Source organism: Halorarius litoreus, from assembly GCF_024362405.1.
Taxonomy (GTDB): domain Archaea; phylum Halobacteriota; class Halobacteria; order Halobacteriales; family Haloarculaceae; genus Halorarius; species Halorarius litoreus.
Map to the genome: position 1 here is coordinate 3,599,978 of NZ_CP101454.1, position 16,214 is coordinate 3,616,191.

Consider the following 16,214-nt stretch of genomic DNA (forward strand, 5'->3'; position numbering starts at 1 on the left):
TGCCGTACTACACTAGCTGGCCCGAACAGCCCACGGTGACAGCGCATGGACTCGGCACGGACTGATCTGGACGGTGCGATGGAGGGCCCGCGGCACGGCGAGTTGTTTCTCGCGACCGTGACGGAGCGGCCCGACGGCGTGGAAGTGTGTACCATCTCGGGGGTGCCCACGAGCGACCGCCTCCTGCTCGCCGAGTGGATCGGCGCGAGTGGCGACTCGTTCGTCTCGCTGGAGACGATGCGCTGATGAGCGTCGACGGGCTGTGTCAGGTCTGTGAAGTAGCACGCGCCAGCCACCGCTGTGGGCGATGTGCGGCGCTGGTGTGTTCCGACCACTACGACACCGACACCGGGTACTGCACGGACTGCGTGGCAGAACTTGGCGGCGCGGACGACGAGTGAGCCGTTCCGCTCGAATCAAGCCGGGGAGCCTCAGTCGCGCTGTGGTGGCTCCTCGCCCAGCGCCTCCTCGCTCCAGACGCCGTCGGCGGGCTCCGTCTCGCCCCACTCGACGTACGCGTCTTCGAGCATCTCGACGACGGCGTGCCCGAGGTCGGTCAGTTCAGTTCGGACGAGCGAGGCGAACACGGTCCGCCCCGTCCACGCGTCGGGGAGGTCCGGAATGTCGAACGCGAGTGCTTCCTCGACGGGGTCCCAGTAGAAATCGAGCTCGTCGAACAGCCCCTCGCTATCGATTTCTCGAAAATCGGCCTCGGTGAGGTCCGTGTACTCGGCCCATTCGTGGAACGCTTCGGTCCAGGCGCCGTCCTCGAGCAGCGCTTCGAGTTCCGCACGTCGGAGGTCGGACTCGCTCGTCATCACCTCGGCAGTCTTGGCCCCGTTCGGGACCCCACGGTTCGTCAGGTCCGGTGGCGTGGGTGGGTCGACGTCGAGTACCATACCGAGAATAGGACAGGCGAGCGGAAAAGTTCAGCCCTGCAACACTCGTTCGTTCCGGCGTCTACAGCGCCATGTAGCCGCCATCGACCGGGTAGGCGTTGCCCGTGACGAACGACGCGTCCTCGGAGGCCGCTCCTGTGACGATGGCAGTCTTCTCGGTCAGGTCGTACACCATGCTCGATCGACGACGCGTGGCTACATGTGAACTGACCACCATTCCTACGGGCCGAGAATCCGGAGACTGAGAGACTACTGGTGTGACGGATGCCACTCGAGGGCTACGGCATGGTCTGTTCGCGGGGGCCGGCACGCCGGCTCACACCAAAGAGCAGCGTGCCAGCCGTCAGGCAGAGGACGGCCGCGACGAGTGCCACCGCCCCGTACATCCCGCTCAGGACGAGCATGCCGAGAAGCGCGAAGACGGCGCCGAGTGCGAGTAACACCAGCCCGAATCGTGGACGTGACATGGGGAATTGCATCTGTACCAACCTCAGGTGAGAGAACAATGGACGCCAGCATCAACCGGGGGGCTGAGTCTCACGGTGTGGGACAAGAGGCCGGGAGTCACATCGGCGGTGAGAACCGGTCGAACCGACGTACAGCGAGCCGATAAGAGACGAGGGCGACGACGAATCCCGTGACGACCAGCGCCGCCCCGCCAACGAGTTGGACGGTTTCGGCGTCGACGCGCTGGATGCCCGTTCCGAGCCGCTGGAACCACTCGCCAGCGCTCGTGAGCGCACCCTCGTTCCCTCGTGCAGCCAAGACGAGGAGTGCCGCGGGGAGGAAGCCGACCACCCCCGCCACGATGGCCCGGGCGAGCGCCGGGTCGAGGACGAGCACCACGAGGAGGGCGCCGGGGACGGTGATGGCGAGGAAGTGGAGCACCGTTGTCACTAGCCGCGGTGGAATCACCTCGCGGCTCTGCCCGATGCTGATTGCGCTGAACCTCGGGAACCACAGTCCGACTGCGGGTGTGGTCGCGATGGCTACAATCGCGTTGACGAGGGCGACGCCGAGGAGCGCGAGGCCCACCAGCGGGTCGAGGCCTGCGGCGACCCCGGTGCCAGCGACGAGCAGCACGACGAGCGGAAGGCCGAACAGCACCCCGGGAACCATCAGGCCACGGACGTACGCGGACCCGGAGATCGAGAGGAGCGTGACCGGCAGGACCGCCCCCTCGTCGCCGAACGGGTTCATCGCGAACGTCGCCCCGGCCATCCACGGGAGCAGGACAGCGGCGACCGGTGCGACGACCATCCAGAGCGACGCCGTCTGGAGCCCGGAGCTCACCACCGTGCTCGCGACCATCACGACGGGCAGCAGGAGGAAGTTGAGCCGTCGCGGGTCGCGCCGCGTCCGGAGCACGCTCCACTGGGCGACCCGGCGGGTCGGCTGGGGGATGACCGCCGGAATCGCAACCGGACGAATCGCCGTCGCGAGTGCCGTCCCGTCGTCGGTTGTCGCGGGTTCGGGCGCGACATCGGTCCCGTCAGGTTCACCGCTCACGGGGTCGAGGAACCAGAGTCGCGTGGCCTCGCGCTCGACAAGCAGGCCACCGACGAGGACGACGAGGAGACTGCCCATCACGACCGCACCGGCGCGCGTGACGGAGCCCCGAACCGGTGTCCCGACGACCGCGAGGTCGGCCAGCCAGCCCATCGGGAACCACGCGAGTGCGGCCTGGTCGACCCCGCCGAACTGCGGGATCGACACGAGGAAGTAGCCACCCATCGCGACGAGCACCGCGACGCCCCCGAGAACTGTCTTGTGTCGCGCGACGAACGGAACGGTGGCGATGAGGAGTGCGATGGCGTACCCCAGAACCATACCGACGAGGACGGCGGTGACCCCGAGCAACAGCGCGGCGAGCGGGATGGCGACGAGGCTCACCGGCGTTCCGAACAGGTACGTCGCGATGAGGGTCACCACGACCACGGGCAGCCCGAGGTACGCGAGCGCCCGGAGCGTCTCTGCGACGAGCAATCCCCCGACGGTGGTGCGTGGCGACACGGTCGTCAAGACGAGCGGCTCGGCGTCGATGCGGGGGCGTGCAGAGACGACCCGCTGGGTGGCGATGAACACGCCGAACAGCCAGAACAGGGCGACGGTCCCGCGAGCGACCGGTGGGAGGGCGACCGGGTCGAGGCTCCGAAGCACGTCGCGAAGCAGGTAGCTGAGCCCGACGAGAAACAGCGAGGGGAACAGGAGCCCGAGGGCCATCAGGAACGCCCGGGCGCGGTCGCGACGGATGGCCCGGACCGACCGCCGGAACTCGAACACGCCGATGCGGACGGCGTGGCGTGGCCAGTTCGGCTCAGCCATCGGCCGACTCTACCTCCGCTGCGGGGTCGGTACTGGTCAACTCGAGGAACGCGTCTTCGAGCGACCGTGCCTCCTCCGTCTCGGCGCGCCGCATCAGCCGGGCAGGCGTGTCTTCGGCGACGAGGCGACCATCGTAGAGGATGCCGACGGTGTCGGCGATCTCCTCGACGACGGGCAGGATGTGCGTCGAGAGGAACACGGTCGTGCCGTCGCTCGCGAGTTCGCGGATGAGTTCGCGAATCGTGCGAGCCGCCCGTGGGTCGAGCCCGGACGTCGGTTCGTCGAGGAACGCGACCGCCGGGTCGTGGAGGATGGCCTGGACGTACGCGACCTTCTGTCGCATCCCCTTCGAGTAGTCGGCGATGCGGGTCGCTGCGTCCTCACGGGGCAGGTCGAGCCGGTCGAACAGCGCGTCGATTCGTGCGCGCGTCTCCTGCTGTGGCAGGTCGCGAAGCCCGGCGACGTACTCGAGCTGTTCGTAGGCAGTCGCCTGCTCGTAGAGGGGTGGATCCTCGGGGAGGTAGCCGATGTGAGGGCGGAGGGCGTCACGGTCGGTGATGGAGACGCCGGCGACGGTCGCGGTGCCGCTCGTGGGCGTCGACAGCCCCGTGAGCATCCGCATCGTCGTGGTCTTCCCGGCGCCGTTGGGACCGAGGAACCCGTACACCGTTCCCGCTGGGACGGCGAGGTCGAGGGTGTCGACGGCCGTGGTCCGGCCGAAGCGCTTGGTCAGGGCGGAGGTTTCGATGGCGGGCATCCGTTGCGTTCCGTGTTCCACGGGGTGCCCGAAATAGTTCGCTCTCGACCATGTTGCTCGTCGGAAGCTGTACCGAGGCGTAACCGACGTCGAGGGAGGCGGTCGAACCGGCGGTTTCAGACTCGGCGTTGCCCCGGCACCACCGACCACAGTTCTGCGAGTCCCGGGCGGCCGTGGTGGTTCCAGAGGACGAGCATCGCCACGGTGAGCAGGAGACCGAAGAGGAAGAACGGGCTCCCGTCGATGTCTCGGAGGTGGGCGATGAGGCCGACAGTTTCGGCGTCGGGGGGCGTGGTGAGCGGCCAGACGAGGAAGAACAGGTCGCCCCACTGCTGGGTGAGGAGCGCGTGCAGCGAGTCACCGAGCAGGTGCGAGAGGTAGCCGAGGCCGAAGGCGACCCCGACCACAGGCCGCTTTCGACGGCGGGCTACCCAGCCGACGAGAAGCACGACCGGGATGGCCACGAACAGCGAGTGGGCGAGCGTCCGACCGTAGGGGAGCACGGAGAGATACCACGCGAGCGGTTTGTCGACGAGGTCCGGAACCTGCGTGCCGAAGCCGAGTGCAACGACCGGCCACCCAGTTGGTGTTCCCTGCGCACGGAGGCGCAGATACACCGTGTAGAGGAGGTAGCCAAGCGCCGCGTGTCCCCAGGGCCACATTCGTTCGGACGAACCGAGCGAATCGGGGAGTGGTTTGTGGTTCGACCCGAGGTTGACAGCTTCTAACGATGGCGGCCGGATGGCCGATAAGTTCGTCGACACTCAGAACCCGCCGGGGATGGACGGGGGGCACCTTCCGGACCTCTCCGTACCACTGAGTTGGTGGCTTAGCCACTCCCGATCGTGTAGATGTCCCGATCAGAATCTGTGAGTCCCAGCGTGTTTCTGCCGTCGATTACCACCTGTCCGTCGAGTGCAGACCAGTCGATTTCGTTGAACTCCTCGTGCGGCGTAATCATCACGACGCCATCGAGATCGAGGTCATATATCTCGTCGAGAGTTACCGGGGTTGCTTCCACTTCCGACATATCATCGAGCATTGGATCGACAGCGAACACCTCCGCAACCTGTTCAGAGAGCAACTCGGCGATTGCAAGCGTCGGGGATTCTCGCGTCTCCTTCACCCCGGGGCGGTACGTGACACCAAACAGTAATATCGACGCGTCGGCGGGATCGATATCCTGCGCCACCAGTCGATTGAGTAGTTTCTGGACAGTACTATTCGGCATTCGTTCGTTGGTTTCACGGGCAGTCCTTACCAGTTTAGCATCGAATCCACACCGTGAAAGCAGGAAGTATGGATAATATGGAATGCAGTGCCCACCAACGCCGGGTCCTGGGTCATGGATTTGGCAATAGGGCTGAGTGTTCGCCACGGAAATGGCCTCATTTACGTCGATGCCCCACTCGTCGGTAAGTCCTGAAAGCTCGTTCGCAAGGGCGATGTTCACGTCGCGGTACACCCCCTCGAAGATTTTCACTGCCTCCGCAGTCGTGGCATCACTGACCTGTATCACCTCGTTATCGACCAGTTGTTCGTAAATGAGTGTCGCCGCGCGGGTGCTCTCAGCGTCAATGCCACCGACCACCTTCGGATGCGCACCGCGGATATCTTGTATGGCTCGCCCACTATACGTTCGCTCAGGACAGAACGCGACCCCGAACTGTGTCGATGAGAGGCCGCTTTCCTCGCCGAGTAGGGGGGCGACGAGCTCGCTACAGGTACCTGGAGGTACCGTGGACTCGATAACGACAAGATCCCCACTCGACAGCCCGCGCCCGATATCCCGGACGGCCGTTCGGAGATTCTGGAGGTTCGGTTCTCTGTCATCCTTCAGCGTAGTGGGAACGATCACCACATGCACCCTCGCGCTCGAAGCCGCCGCAACCGGATCACTACTCGTTCGGAGGGATCCAGCGCTGACGGTACTTGCCACAGCGGCTTCGAGTCCTGGTTCATTCTCGACCGGACACTTCCCGGCACCGACCTGCTCGACGACCTTCTCATCGATGTCGACGCCGACGGTGTTTCCGGTGGTTTCTGCAAACACCGTCGCCAAGGGAAGCCCCATCTTCCCTAGCCCGTAAACTGCAACGGGGATCGCCGCGTTCGTGAATGCTGTGCGCTGGTCGTTCGGAGATATGTTGCTACCGTACAGGTGTGGATGGGTTGATTGGGACTTCATGTTGTGAGTTTTGAATTCTATGAGGCTCCGGTTTCCATCGCGGCCTCAATCCGCGATGCGATTTCCAACGCTCTAACTCCCTCCTCGGTGGTGACGGTTGGAGCCGATTCTGCAGCAACCGCGGTGACAAATGCTGTGAGTTCAGCGTTCAGTGGTTCAGTGCTCTCGACGAAGGCCTTCTCTATGACACTCTCATGTCGGTACCGGAAGTCTCCGTTCACCTCGATATGCTCGGGCATCAATTGATGATGGATATCGACGGACTGCTCGAGATAGTCTACAAATATCGTACAATCTTGCGTCACAACCGATAGGTCCCGGATCTCTTGCTGTGTGACTCGGCTGGCCGTGAGGCCTGCGACGATGCCGTTTTCGAACTTGATCGACGCATCGGCATACATCCCATTTGCGGTACCTGAGGCGTGTACTGAGACGACATCATCGTCAAACATTGAGCAGATAATGTCGATGTCGTGTATCATCAGGTCCTGTACGACGCTGAGTCGATTGTCTCGGTCGACCGGAGGGCCCAACCGACGGGCCTCGATTGCAATCACCTCTTTTTCCGTTACCACGTCCATGAGAGTCCGCACGGCGGGATTGAAGCGCTCTACGTTGCCAATTTGGAACACCACCCCGGCGTCAGCCGCTCGCCTCCGCAGTTTACGACCGCGTTCGGTGTTCAATCCGTACGGCTGCTCGACCAGCATGTGCACCCGCTTGTCGATGGCCTGTGAGGCGATTTGATGATGAAACTCTATTGGGACTGTGACCGATACGATGTCGACTTTGTCGAGCAGGTCGTCAGTGGGGAGTACCCTTACGTCGTACGTATTCGAGATTGATTCGTCACACTCTCCGTTAATGTCAGACACGCCGATGAGACGGACATTATCTAGTTCGTTGTAAACCCGTGCGTGCGCGTTTCCTTCCCGACCCCCGCCGATGATTCCTGCTCGAAGATATCTATTAGACGACATATATCCCTCCCCTGGAGATTTGACTGCTCAAGGAAAGGCGATCCACAGTAGCGCTTTCGTTGTGAACCACCTTGTGAGGTCCTATGAGTGTGGAGCCGATCCGTCCCAAAGAGCCCGTCCTAGAGTTCGAGAATCTCCTGAATGCATACATAGTATCATCTCGGGTATCGTAACGTAACCCGAGATTCGGTTTTGCCGTTCAATTTATTGAATAATTGTTACCCACACCTTGAGAGAGGTATATAAAGTCCCTTCGAGCCCTGATCTCCGCAGGTGTTCGTCTTACTTTCAGTAAGGGTAACTTTTCTCAAGCATCGGTAAAAGAGGAATCGTCTACTTGATTGGCTCTGGTGAATCACTAGACTGCGTCGGTATCGACCGTTAGAACTAGGAAAATGAAGCAGGAAATCGTCAATGCCTATGTCGAAAATCTCTCGCTTCAGGAGTCAAGCGGTCACATTTACTAAACTGCTGTTGGTGGCCGAGGTGAAGTCGCCCGTCCCGAAGGGGGGCAGCTTCCCCACTACGCGGTCGTCTCGCTGCACTATCTGCGGGTTTTTTGGAGAAATCGTACCGGGAGACACTCGATCTGCTGAGCCAGATGCCACAGTAACTGTCCGAGATCAGCCTCACCGAGGCCGATCGCTCAACGCTAGGAAGACGTCAGACTCAAGACGGCGGTCTGGCGAGTACTGCTCCGACTCTCGTCGGAGCTGCACGACCTCTCTGAGTAAGCCTGGATCGACGCGACGTTCTTCGACCGGCAAACCGCACGACACCCAGCTCGGCTGGCAGGTCGCCCACCGCAACACGGGCGACCTGACCAGCCTCGCCGCCGACAAAGGCTACGATTGGATGGAATTACGTGAAAAATTGCGGGAAGACGGCGTGAGACCGTTGATCAAGCATCGGATCTTCCGGCCCATCGATCCGCGCACAACGCGCGGGTCGATGGGCCTTGCTACCACCAGCGCTCGATGTGTAAGACCGTCTTCGCGGCGATCAAGCGCCCGTTCGGCGACTCCGTGCAGCCGCGAGCCGGTTCCACGAGTTTCGAGAGATCGTCATGAGATGTGTCGTTCACAACATCAAGCGTGCCGTGGCACCGTAAAATCAACCACATTATGGTGATTCATCAGAGCCAATCATTGGAATCACCGATCAAGGTGGTTCTCATGAGCCTCGCCTGCTTGAGCATCTTGGTGAACCTGCTGTACGCCAGTCATTGACCGGTCGACGATTCAGAAACACCTTGTTATTCCCCACATACCGCGCCAGTTCATCGGCGCACCGTTTGAGGGGTTCAACGGCTCAACCTACCGCGTCAATCGACCAGGTACCCCATGTCTCGGAGATGCTGCTGAATGGTGGCGTCGAGTTCCGGTTCCGTGTCGGGCCCGGCGGAAATCGGCCTCCCAACCGCTTCCACCCATCCCTTGTAGTGCTGTTCGAAAACCGGACGAAGCTCACGATTCGTGAGTTCGACTTCACCGCCAGAATCTAGGATTCTCGATAACTGTGCACTAGTATCAGTTCTACGATATATATGGTCGCCGGCAATCAATGCCGTCACGTCCTCCTCGGAAAACGAGCTTCGATCAAACCTCGGATTGTATGACTGAATCTCGTCGAGATTGCTCGAGCATCGGCGGCCACCCATCTGTGTCACAGCGACGTCCCTGGTAGATGCTCTAACATCAATTCCCGCAGGGATTTCGACGTCGAGGTCTAACTCCTCGCAAATCATCGAGAAAACGTCCGCGTGTTGGACGAGCGTGTCGGGGTCCAGATCGTTGTCGATGCCTTTGAACAGCATCGGGACGTGTGCGAGTGGTCGATTGACGGTCAGCCGGTGTCCAAGGAGCCCATCTTCACCGAAGTTCTCGCCGTGGTCAGCGGTGATTACTATCACGGGGTCATTGAGGACGGAACTCAGCTCCGCAACGACATCCGCGACCATATGATCCACGTACGCGATAAGTGTATCATAGAGGACCTCAAGCGCGTTCCACTCGGCGGCTGAGAGGTCACAGCCTCGCGCGATGAGTTCCAGAATGTTGTTCGACATATACAGGGCGAATTCGATCGCCTCGTCGATGGACAGTTGCAGGTCTTCATCGAACCGCCCCCGCCAGGCTACCGGTGGACAGTAGCTGTGGTGCGTATCGCCGTAATGTGCGTACAGGAATACGGGGTCGTCGCCTGATGCACTATCCGCGGCATACGTTTTCAGAAGTTCATTCATAATGTAGCTGATACAGTGCTTCTTCGTGTTCGTCGTGAAGCCGCCCGAATGCTCGCGAAGATTCACGAGATACTTTAAAAGCACGTGATATGGAACCTCTGAGAGAACCGTGTCCCGAACGATGTACACGAACTCATCGAATCCCCGGTGGAGTCCCGTCCCATGGCTTAGATGGCCGTTCGGCGAGATACATACGGTCTGATAGCCACACGCGCGGAGCTGTTCCGGGATGGTTGTAACCGATGAGGGAAGCACATCTCGGTACATCCCGACCCCGTGGTTACTCGCAGCGCGGCCAGAGAGGATCGAAGCACTCGATGATCGGGTATAGATTCCGTGGCTAAAACAATTGTTCAGCGTGGTTACTCCCGGCTGTTGGCTCCACGCCTGAAGCTTGGGCGTGGTATCGCGAGTATGGTCCGAGAACGACGTGTGATCCCATCTGATGCTCTCCAGGGTAATCCAGAGAATATCCCGCTTCGTCATGAGCCACCTCGGCTGCAGGCACAAGTAATTATTCGCCCATTTCTTCGAAATAACCTCGGTCAAGACCGCTGTTAGGAATACTCACGGCGAGCCAACTACGGCAGCAGCGGTGCCACATCCAGGTGGACCTCGGTTGACGGCGACGTAGCCATCTGGTACACGCCTGCCCTATCAGTTCCAGTTGCTTACGATTGGGACTTTTGCCGCAACGAATTCCAGTTCCTGCCTATTGATCGCACCAAACAGCACCGCCAACACGAGATAGAACCCGCCGACAACGGGGGGGACCACCACTAACGAGAGGAGATCCCCGACGATTAACTGGTCGATCCAGACACTGAATATCACTGTGCAACCAGCCACACCGAGTAACGGAATCGGTCGGAGGTCTCTGATGGGATGGAATCCAATGTTGAACGCGCCGACGATGTGGAATCCAAACATCGAGAGGTAACTGATGCTCGTCGCGACGGCGGCCCCGACCATACCCTAGCTCGGAATCAGCGCCAGGTTCAACACGAGGTTTAGCATCGATGAACCGAACGTGGCCAAAAGGAGGATTCGCAACCTCCCTTTGCCTTGCCCGACCGCGATGACCGGCCGGATCGCTGCAAATCCGATGACACCGGGCAACAGGATCAATAGCGGGAGTGCGGACCGCTCGAACCCGGGTCCGAAATACAGTGGAATGAAGGCGTCACCGAGTGTAGCGATGCCGATAGCCAACAGAATCGTGAGTAAGAGCGTATATCTAGTGGCTAGTGAGGATAACTCAGAAATTCGATCGACGTTCTCCTCTGCCCATAGTTCCGACATTGAATGGAGAAAGACGGTCCGGACAGTGTTCGGAACGAACCAGAGGAACTCCGCGATGACCAACGCCGCCTTGTACACCCCGGTTTGTGGGTTGCCGACGAATACGCGTAGGAGGATGATATCGAGGTGATACAGGGAATTGAGCGACAGAATCAGGAGGGCGTTAACTGATAGATACTGGATCATGTTCGATTACGGGCACGGTCTAGTTTAGCACCTGCTCAACCGACGTTCGTCCGTCGAGCGATTGGTGCGGTCTGAGATGGTTGTAGCACTCGCTGAACAGGTCTGCGAGCGCCATGACCAAGTCACTCCACGGCCTGCTCGCTTCTCAAACTGACTTAAATAGACAGTGCCATCGATGGGAGTGTCTCAGATGGATGTCTGTTGTTTACGATTGGCGTACCAACGGTTCGTACCACTCGCGGTTCCCGCGGTACCAGTCGATGAACTTCGCGACGCCCTCGCGGATGGTGTAATTTGCTTCGTACCCGATCAACTCGCTAGCTTTCTCCGTACTGGCGTGTGTGTGTTCCGCGTCGGCGTCGTGGCGTTCCTCGTAGACCAGTTCGAGGTCGGGCGCCAGCTGGTCGCGGATCTCCCCGGCAAGCGTCTTGATCTCGATGTTGTCTGTCGACCCGATGTTGATCGCTTCGCCGTCGGCAGCATCTTCGTCTAGTAGCGTGACGTTCGCCTCGACGACGTCGTCGATGTACGTGAAATCGCGCGTTTGTGCGCCGTCGCCGTAAATGATCGGGGGCTCGCCGTTCATACAACGAGAGACGAAATTCGAGATTGCCATGTTCGGCCGCATCCGCGGTCCGTAAACGGTGAAGTACCGGAGTGCGACGGCCGGGAACCCGTATACTTCGCTATAGGCACAGGCGTAGCGTTCGGCCGCGAGTTTCGACGCGCCGTAGGGCGAAACTGGAGTCATCGGATGGTCCTCGTCGTACGGGAGGTACTGTGGCACGCCATAGACTGAAGAGGACGAGGCCATGACGAACCGCTCGATCCCTTCGTCTCGGCAGGCGTCCAGCAGATTCAGCGTCCCGTCGACGTTGATCTCGTCGTACTTTCGCGGGTTCTCGACGCTCGCCCGGACGCCCGCTTGGGCGGCCTGATGGTAAACGTAATCCGCATCAGCGACGAGATCGGTGACAAGATCGGCGTCGCGAACGTCGCCCAAGATGAACTCGTAGGAGCCGTCGCTCGCTGCCGCCGCTTCACGGCCCGTCTCAACGTTGTGGTGTTTGATATCGAGATTGTAGAACGGTTCGAGATTGTCCAGTACGACGACGGCGTGGCCGTCGCTCGCGAATCGCTCTGCGAGGTGGCCGCCGATGAATCCTGTTCCGCCGGTGACGAGAATATTCATCGTGGTATTTTGGTCGGGCTACCGACTAAGATATGAAGGGATTACGACTCGTCGTCGGCTGATTCAATCACCTCTGCAATCAAACAGACGCCAGACGCACAGAACTTGTTACGTGAAGATTGCGATTTCGTGACGACAAACGATGCTGTCCCAATCGTATTTCTCCGCCGTCTGTCTCGCCCGACGTCGAATAGCGGGATGGCGGTCAGCATCTTCGATACACCGTTCGAGGGTAGTACGTAACCCACTCTGAGTTCCATCGTACAGGAACCCCGTGTTACCATCATCAATGAACCGTCGATGAGGAGGAATATCAGACGCGATCGCGATAGCACCTGCGGCCATGTACTCGAAAATCTTGGCAGGGAAACTGATGCGGTACGATTCGATGTCAGGGAGCGGTGACAGTGCCATATCACTCGACGCGAGGATGTCGGGGATGTCCTCGTGTGGGACGAGACCCAGCCATTCGACCTGATCGTCGATATCCAGCGCATTGACGTGTTCAACCAACTCAGTCACGTACTCATCGGTTCCGTCGCCAGCGATCCGTAACTGGATGTCGTACGCACTCTCGGCGATCGCCTCGAAGACGTGTTCGAGACCTCGGCTTCGGGAGATACTGCCGACGTAGGTGACGGTCCACGGCTCGGGCGAGGCAGGACCATCGTTTGACTCCAGCCGAGTGGAAAACGAATCAACGGCGACGCCCATCCCGATAACAGTTGCATTCGGGAGAGTGATTTCGTATTCAGCTTCAGTGAGTGCCCGGATTCCATCAGTCAGGCAGATCACTCGAGAACTGCGCTGGAGTGCCAACTTGACGAACGTCGCATACACGTCGCCCAGAATCATCGCGAGACGGTCACGAACGCTGTGGTCGGCATCGTGTGACTCGGCAAAATCTCGACTCTGTCGGACCGGTACCGATTGAAGGCCAACGACGAATCTGGAGCCACCCAATCGTGAAGCAATCAACCCCTGTACGAGCGTCATCTGGAAGACATAGACCACGTCGTATCGATAGAGGAGAGCGAGGAAGGACGCGTACAGAATCGAGAGGGCCCAAAACAAAAGCGATGAAAGGATCGGAACGTTTCCTGTATTCAGGTCGTGTATCTGCACCGTCTCCGTCGGGTACTCACTCTCTTTCTCTCCTGCCCCCGTCCGACAGAGTACGTGGACCTCATACCGGTCGGCTAGCGTTTTCGATACATAATACGGGACAGTCGTACCAAACGGAGTCGTTATGTCTCGGTAATGGACGAAGAGGATCGATTTCGAGGGAGTGGTCATGTGTCGAGAAGGCGTCGTCGGGTCTCAGGAACATTGTTTCCGGAATACATCGTTTCACGCTCGTGTTAGCAATTCTACAGGGTAGAGTTTATACTTGAGGGGAGATAAACTAATTGACAGAAATGAAGTTCTGTGCGGTCCTGGGAATGCATCCGTCTGATACGTCCGGGGGGGCGGAGTTACAATCGCAGCTGATCTGTGCAGAACTCTCTCGACGTGGGCATCAGTCGTATTACGTTGCCTATGACTCGAACGAGCTGTCCGTAGAAAGCCACGACGGAGTCAGTGTCTATCGACTCGCTGAGCCTGGACGATACAAGAGACTGCGAAGAGTCCTCACGACAGTTCGCGAAATAGATCCCGACGTAATCTATCTGCGGAATATAAAGGATGCACCACTGTCGGCCATGTTCAAATCACAGACCGATAGCCACGTCGTTTTCAACATCTCACACGACGTACAGTGTCTTCCGCGGTTCGCGGGATGGCCTGGTAAAAACGACAGCACACCCCTCCATACGCTGTACCGACGCACGAAACTCGGCATTCGACGAAGTTTCCTCTCAGTCCCCGATACGATATTCGTCCAGACAGAGAGGCAACAGAAATTGTTGAAGAAACACCGCGACATGACGAGCGTTCTGACCGGAAACGGCCATCCGCGACCCGAGAGTGAGCCCGAAAAACACGCTCCGCCGGTCGTTCTGTGGCTGGCCAGTATCAAAGAGTGGAAGCAACCGCACGTATTCGTCGATCTCGCGTCAGCATGTACCGACCTGGAGTGTGAGTTCTGGCTCGTCGGTAGGCCAAGTACTCGAACGCTCGCAAGAGAGATCGCCGACCGTGCGGAATCGCTCCCGAATCTTCAGTATCTCGGTGGCTGCACTGTCAGCGAGAGCGACGACTATATCGAACGAGCGTCGGTCTTCGTCAACACGAGCAAGCAGGAAGGGTTTCCGAATACGTTTATCCAATCCTGGTTTCGAAAAACGCCCGTCGTCAGCCTTCACGTTGATCCAACCCACGAATCGGTCGAATTCGAGACGGGATATTACGCACTCGAATCGGAGTCTGAACTCGTCGATCGTGTTCGAGAGCTCGTCCAGAATCCTGCACACAGAAGCGACCTCGGTGAACAGGCGTACCGCTATGCGTGTGAGTATAACGACATTCAGCGAGTCGTCGATCGGATCGAGACTGGATTGCCGATACACATCGTGTGAGTACCAACATAGAATGCAGATGGATGTCCGAGATCTCACTCAGGCCCGCAATGCCCCACGGCGTAAGACAAGGTGAGTCACAGAAGTCAACAATTCAACGCTCTAACGGCGAGTTTCTTGCTTCCGTCGTTCGTTCGACACTCTCGTCCGAAACACTCTTGCAAATATATTAACTATCTTTTGGAAGAAACGTCATCAAGATGAACGACCGGCGTGAGTTCCTCAAATTGTGCAGTGTCGGTCTAGTTAGTGCTACTGCCGGTAGTCTAAGCCGAACCTCACGTGGCGAAAAAGACTATCTATCCGAAATCAAGCGAGTCCCCATAGACGCTACCGACGGTGACGAAATCTCGGGCATCGTCCAGTCAGTTGCCAACCGTGAGATCCTCAAATTCCCCGCAGGAACGTTTCGGTGGTCGTCCGAAGCGAGCGTTCTCGTCGACGACTGGGGCATCCAGTGTCAGGAGGATACGATTTTCGAGGTCCCCGCTGGCTTCGGAGAAGATGAACAGGGAACGCTCCTGCGAACGGCGACTGGAAACCGCGTCGCCGACAATTACTTCCTCCAGAACCTAACTTTCGACTCCCCCGGTCGGGCTGCACCCCAGTTGACACTCGGTGCCAGGAACAGTGCCACCATCGATGGCCTCCACTACAGAATGAATGGGCCGCTGTCGGGCGGGAGTCAGGGAAATGGCATTTCTGTAGCAGTCAGTAACCCTGGAGGAAGTTTTCGAATCAATGACTATTGGCAATTTAACAACGGAGATATTGGGAGATATGGGAGCGGGACCCGCATCGGAATCTTCGTCAGGCCACCGCACGATGGCACGATACGTCTGACGAATCCTATTCTACAGGGATTCCCGAACAATGCCTGTTACGTCTCCCGCCACGGTGGGAGGGTCATAATCGAAAACGGTCTCCTGATGAACAACAACGTCTCGGCCGTACGCGTCAGCGGCGGCGTCGAAGTGTACGATACGACCGTCGTCATCGACACCGACACCTACGTTCAGGGTGAAGGACAACTGACCGATGGCGCACACAACACCCGAGGATTCTGGGGAGATGGAGACCATCCAGCGGCAGCACCAGGCGGGTTAGTATCCGGGTGTTCTGTGATCCTCGATAGCTACGAACGTTGTACTGGTTTAGTCAATAACCGTTTCGAGAACAGGTCCTTGAACGTCAAGGATACACAATTTCTCGCCAACGCAGACATCGATGGGACGTTTCAGATCGGCAATAGTACGGTCGAGTGTTCGAACTGTCGGTTCGACGGGACCTCGGAACGGACCACCCTGGGACGAGCAGAATCTGGAATCATCGTCGGGAGAGAGAATACCTCGAATCCCAGGTTCGATCCGGGAGTGATGCCGATCAAGAGTTACAGAAACTACGACTTCGACTGGAATCGGACCCATCCGGTGACTCCCCGTATAGAGTAATCGTAAACTATACCGCCGACTTCAGTTGCACTTTTCGGAGAGTGTTCCGATCGCTTCACTCGGGCGTTCCGATAGTCTGCCGGATCGCCCTATTGTGCGCGTTATCGTTACCGTGACGAATATCGTCGACCCGGGCGACCGCGAAGAAAGCTGCTTTATGCGATTAAGGA

Annotated in this window: 16 protein-coding genes and 1 pseudogene; 5 read left to right on the plus strand and 12 right to left on the minus strand. The window is 58.9% G+C overall.

Annotation, left to right across the window (positions count from 1 at the left end):
- Positions 1–45 precede the first annotated feature (45 nt).
- Together NL126_RS18910 and NL126_RS18915 are read left to right on the plus strand one after the other, a co-directional pair.
- Positions 46–246 (plus strand): DUF7511 domain-containing protein, encoded by a 201-nt coding sequence (locus tag NL126_RS18910; protein WP_255196439.1) that lies wholly within the window; start codon positions 46–48, stop codon positions 244–246.
- Positions 246–401, plus strand: a complete 156-nt coding sequence (locus tag NL126_RS18915) for a hypothetical protein (protein ID WP_255196440.1) — start codon at positions 246–248, stop codon at positions 399–401. Before NL126_RS18910 ends, NL126_RS18915 begins: the two co-directional genes overlap by 1 nt.
- Positions 402–431: 30 nt before the next feature.
- Here the strand turns inward: NL126_RS18915 and NL126_RS18920 are convergent, their stop codons facing one another.
- The 7 genes from NL126_RS18920 to NL126_RS18950 all read right to left on the minus strand — a co-directional run bounded on the left by NL126_RS18920 (position 432) and on the right by NL126_RS18950 (position 7,149).
- The gene (locus NL126_RS18920) at positions 432–899 is read right to left on the minus strand and encodes a DUF7992 family protein (protein ID WP_255196441.1); all 468 of its coding nucleotides are present in this window, start codon (positions 897–899) and stop codon (positions 432–434) included.
- Positions 900–1,177: 278 nt separating this feature from the next.
- Complete coding sequence (locus NL126_RS18925; RefSeq protein ID WP_255196442.1) at positions 1,178–1,366, minus strand: hypothetical protein; 189 nt, start codon at positions 1,364–1,366, stop codon at positions 1,178–1,180.
- 97 nt (positions 1,367–1,463) lie between these two features.
- Positions 1,464–3,224 carry a hypothetical protein gene (locus tag NL126_RS18930; protein ID WP_255196443.1) on the minus strand — a complete coding sequence of 587 codons (1,761 nt, stop codon included), beginning with the start codon at positions 3,222–3,224 and terminating at the stop codon, positions 1,464–1,466.
- Complete coding sequence (locus NL126_RS18935) at positions 3,217–3,981, minus strand: ABC transporter ATP-binding protein (protein ID WP_255196444.1); 765 nt, start codon at positions 3,979–3,981, stop codon at positions 3,217–3,219. Before NL126_RS18935 ends, NL126_RS18930 begins: the two co-directional genes overlap by 8 nt.
- A gap of 116 nt (positions 3,982–4,097) precedes the next feature.
- Entirely contained in the window at positions 4,098–4,643 is a 546-nt protein-coding gene (locus NL126_RS18940; protein ID WP_255196445.1) for a metal-dependent hydrolase, read from the minus strand.
- A gap of 167 nt (positions 4,644–4,810) precedes the next feature.
- The gene (locus NL126_RS18945; protein ID WP_255196446.1) at positions 4,811–6,169 is read right to left on the minus strand and encodes a nucleotide sugar dehydrogenase; all 1,359 of its coding nucleotides are present in this window, start codon (positions 6,167–6,169) and stop codon (positions 4,811–4,813) included.
- A 17-nt stretch (positions 6,170–6,186) separates the two neighbouring features.
- Positions 6,187–7,149 carry a Gfo/Idh/MocA family protein gene (locus NL126_RS18950; RefSeq protein ID WP_255196447.1) on the minus strand — a complete coding sequence of 321 codons (963 nt, stop codon included), beginning with the start codon at positions 7,147–7,149 and terminating at the stop codon, positions 6,187–6,189.
- A 420-nt stretch (positions 7,150–7,569) separates the two neighbouring features.
- Here NL126_RS18950 and NL126_RS18955 point away from each other — a divergent pair.
- Positions 7,570–8,260: pseudogene (locus NL126_RS18955) on the plus strand (transposase).
- A 213-nt stretch (positions 8,261–8,473) separates the two neighbouring features.
- Here the strand turns inward: NL126_RS18955 and NL126_RS18960 are convergent.
- The 5 genes from NL126_RS18960 to NL126_RS18980 form a co-directional block, all read right to left on the minus strand.
- A complete protein-coding gene (locus tag NL126_RS18960) occupies positions 8,474–9,880 on the minus strand; it encodes a sulfatase (RefSeq protein ID WP_255196449.1) in 1,407 nt (468 codons plus the stop codon).
- 171 nt (positions 9,881–10,051) lie between these two features.
- Entirely contained in the window at positions 10,052–10,366 is a 315-nt protein-coding gene (locus tag NL126_RS18965) for a hypothetical protein (RefSeq protein ID WP_255196450.1), read from the minus strand.
- A gap of 3 nt (positions 10,367–10,369) precedes the next feature.
- Positions 10,370–10,882, minus strand: a complete 513-nt coding sequence (locus NL126_RS18970; RefSeq protein WP_255196451.1) for a lipopolysaccharide biosynthesis protein — start codon at positions 10,880–10,882, stop codon at positions 10,370–10,372.
- A gap of 205 nt (positions 10,883–11,087) precedes the next feature.
- The gene (locus NL126_RS18975; protein ID WP_255196452.1) at positions 11,088–12,074 is read right to left on the minus strand and encodes an SDR family oxidoreductase; all 987 of its coding nucleotides are present in this window, start codon (positions 12,072–12,074) and stop codon (positions 11,088–11,090) included.
- A 108-nt stretch (positions 12,075–12,182) separates the two neighbouring features.
- Positions 12,183–13,370, minus strand: coding sequence for a glycosyltransferase (locus NL126_RS18980; RefSeq protein ID WP_255196453.1), 1,188 nt, complete (start codon positions 13,368–13,370; stop codon positions 12,183–12,185).
- Between the two features lie 122 nt (positions 13,371–13,492).
- Between NL126_RS18980 and NL126_RS18985 the strand changes: the two genes are divergently transcribed.
- Both NL126_RS18985 and NL126_RS18990 read left to right on the plus strand, forming a co-directional pair.
- Positions 13,493–14,593: a glycosyltransferase family 4 protein gene (locus NL126_RS18985; protein ID WP_255196454.1), complete on the plus strand. Its 1,101-nt coding sequence runs from the start codon at positions 13,493–13,495 to the stop codon at positions 14,591–14,593.
- 200 nt (positions 14,594–14,793) lie between these two features.
- A complete protein-coding gene (locus tag NL126_RS18990; protein WP_255196455.1) occupies positions 14,794–16,044 on the plus strand; it encodes a hypothetical protein in 1,251 nt (416 codons plus the stop codon).
- The last annotated feature ends 170 nt before the right edge of the window (positions 16,045–16,214 follow it).

What these genes read in the sequence shown, in the direction of transcription:
- NL126_RS18950 (WP_255196447.1), bottom strand. Translation starts at nt 7,149, where the DNA reads ATGTCGTCTAATAGATATCTTCGAGCAGGAATCATCGGCGGGGGTCGG.
- NL126_RS18960 (WP_255196449.1), bottom strand. Translation starts at nt 9,880, where the DNA reads ATGACGAAGCGGGATATTCTCTGGATTACCCTGGAGAGCATCAGATGG.
- NL126_RS18985 (WP_255196454.1), top strand. Translation starts at nt 13,493, where the DNA reads ATGAAGTTCTGTGCGGTCCTGGGAATGCATCCGTCTGATACGTCCGGG.
- NL126_RS18925 (WP_255196442.1), bottom strand. Translation starts at nt 1,366, where the DNA reads ATGTCACGTCCACGATTCGGGCTGGTGTTACTCGCACTCGGCGCCGTC.
- NL126_RS18975 (WP_255196452.1), bottom strand. Translation starts at nt 12,074, where the DNA reads ATGAATATTCTCGTCACCGGCGGAACAGGATTCATCGGCGGCCACCTC.
- NL126_RS18915 (WP_255196440.1), top strand. Translation starts at nt 246, where the DNA reads ATGAGCGTCGACGGGCTGTGTCAGGTCTGTGAAGTAGCACGCGCCAGC.
- NL126_RS18980 (WP_255196453.1), bottom strand. Translation starts at nt 13,370, where the DNA reads ATGACCACTCCCTCGAAATCGATCCTCTTCGTCCATTACCGAGACATA.
- NL126_RS18970 (WP_255196451.1), bottom strand. Translation starts at nt 10,882, where the DNA reads ATGATCCAGTATCTATCAGTTAACGCCCTCCTGATTCTGTCGCTCAAT.
- NL126_RS18935 (WP_255196444.1), bottom strand. Translation starts at nt 3,981, where the DNA reads ATGCCCGCCATCGAAACCTCCGCCCTGACCAAGCGCTTCGGCCGGACC.
- NL126_RS18945 (WP_255196446.1), bottom strand. Translation starts at nt 6,169, where the DNA reads ATGAAGTCCCAATCAACCCATCCACACCTGTACGGTAGCAACATATCT.
- NL126_RS18940 (WP_255196445.1), bottom strand. Translation starts at nt 4,643, where the DNA reads ATGTGGCCCTGGGGACACGCGGCGCTTGGCTACCTCCTCTACACGGTG.
- NL126_RS18920 (WP_255196441.1), bottom strand. Translation starts at nt 899, where the DNA reads ATGGTACTCGACGTCGACCCACCCACGCCACCGGACCTGACGAACCGT.
- NL126_RS18910 (WP_255196439.1), top strand. Translation starts at nt 46, where the DNA reads ATGGACTCGGCACGGACTGATCTGGACGGTGCGATGGAGGGCCCGCGG.
- NL126_RS18965 (WP_255196450.1), bottom strand. Translation starts at nt 10,366, where the DNA reads ATGGTCGGGGCCGCCGTCGCGACGAGCATCAGTTACCTCTCGATGTTT.
- NL126_RS18930 (WP_255196443.1), bottom strand. Translation starts at nt 3,224, where the DNA reads ATGGCTGAGCCGAACTGGCCACGCCACGCCGTCCGCATCGGCGTGTTC.
- NL126_RS18990 (WP_255196455.1), top strand. Translation starts at nt 14,794, where the DNA reads ATGAACGACCGGCGTGAGTTCCTCAAATTGTGCAGTGTCGGTCTAGTT.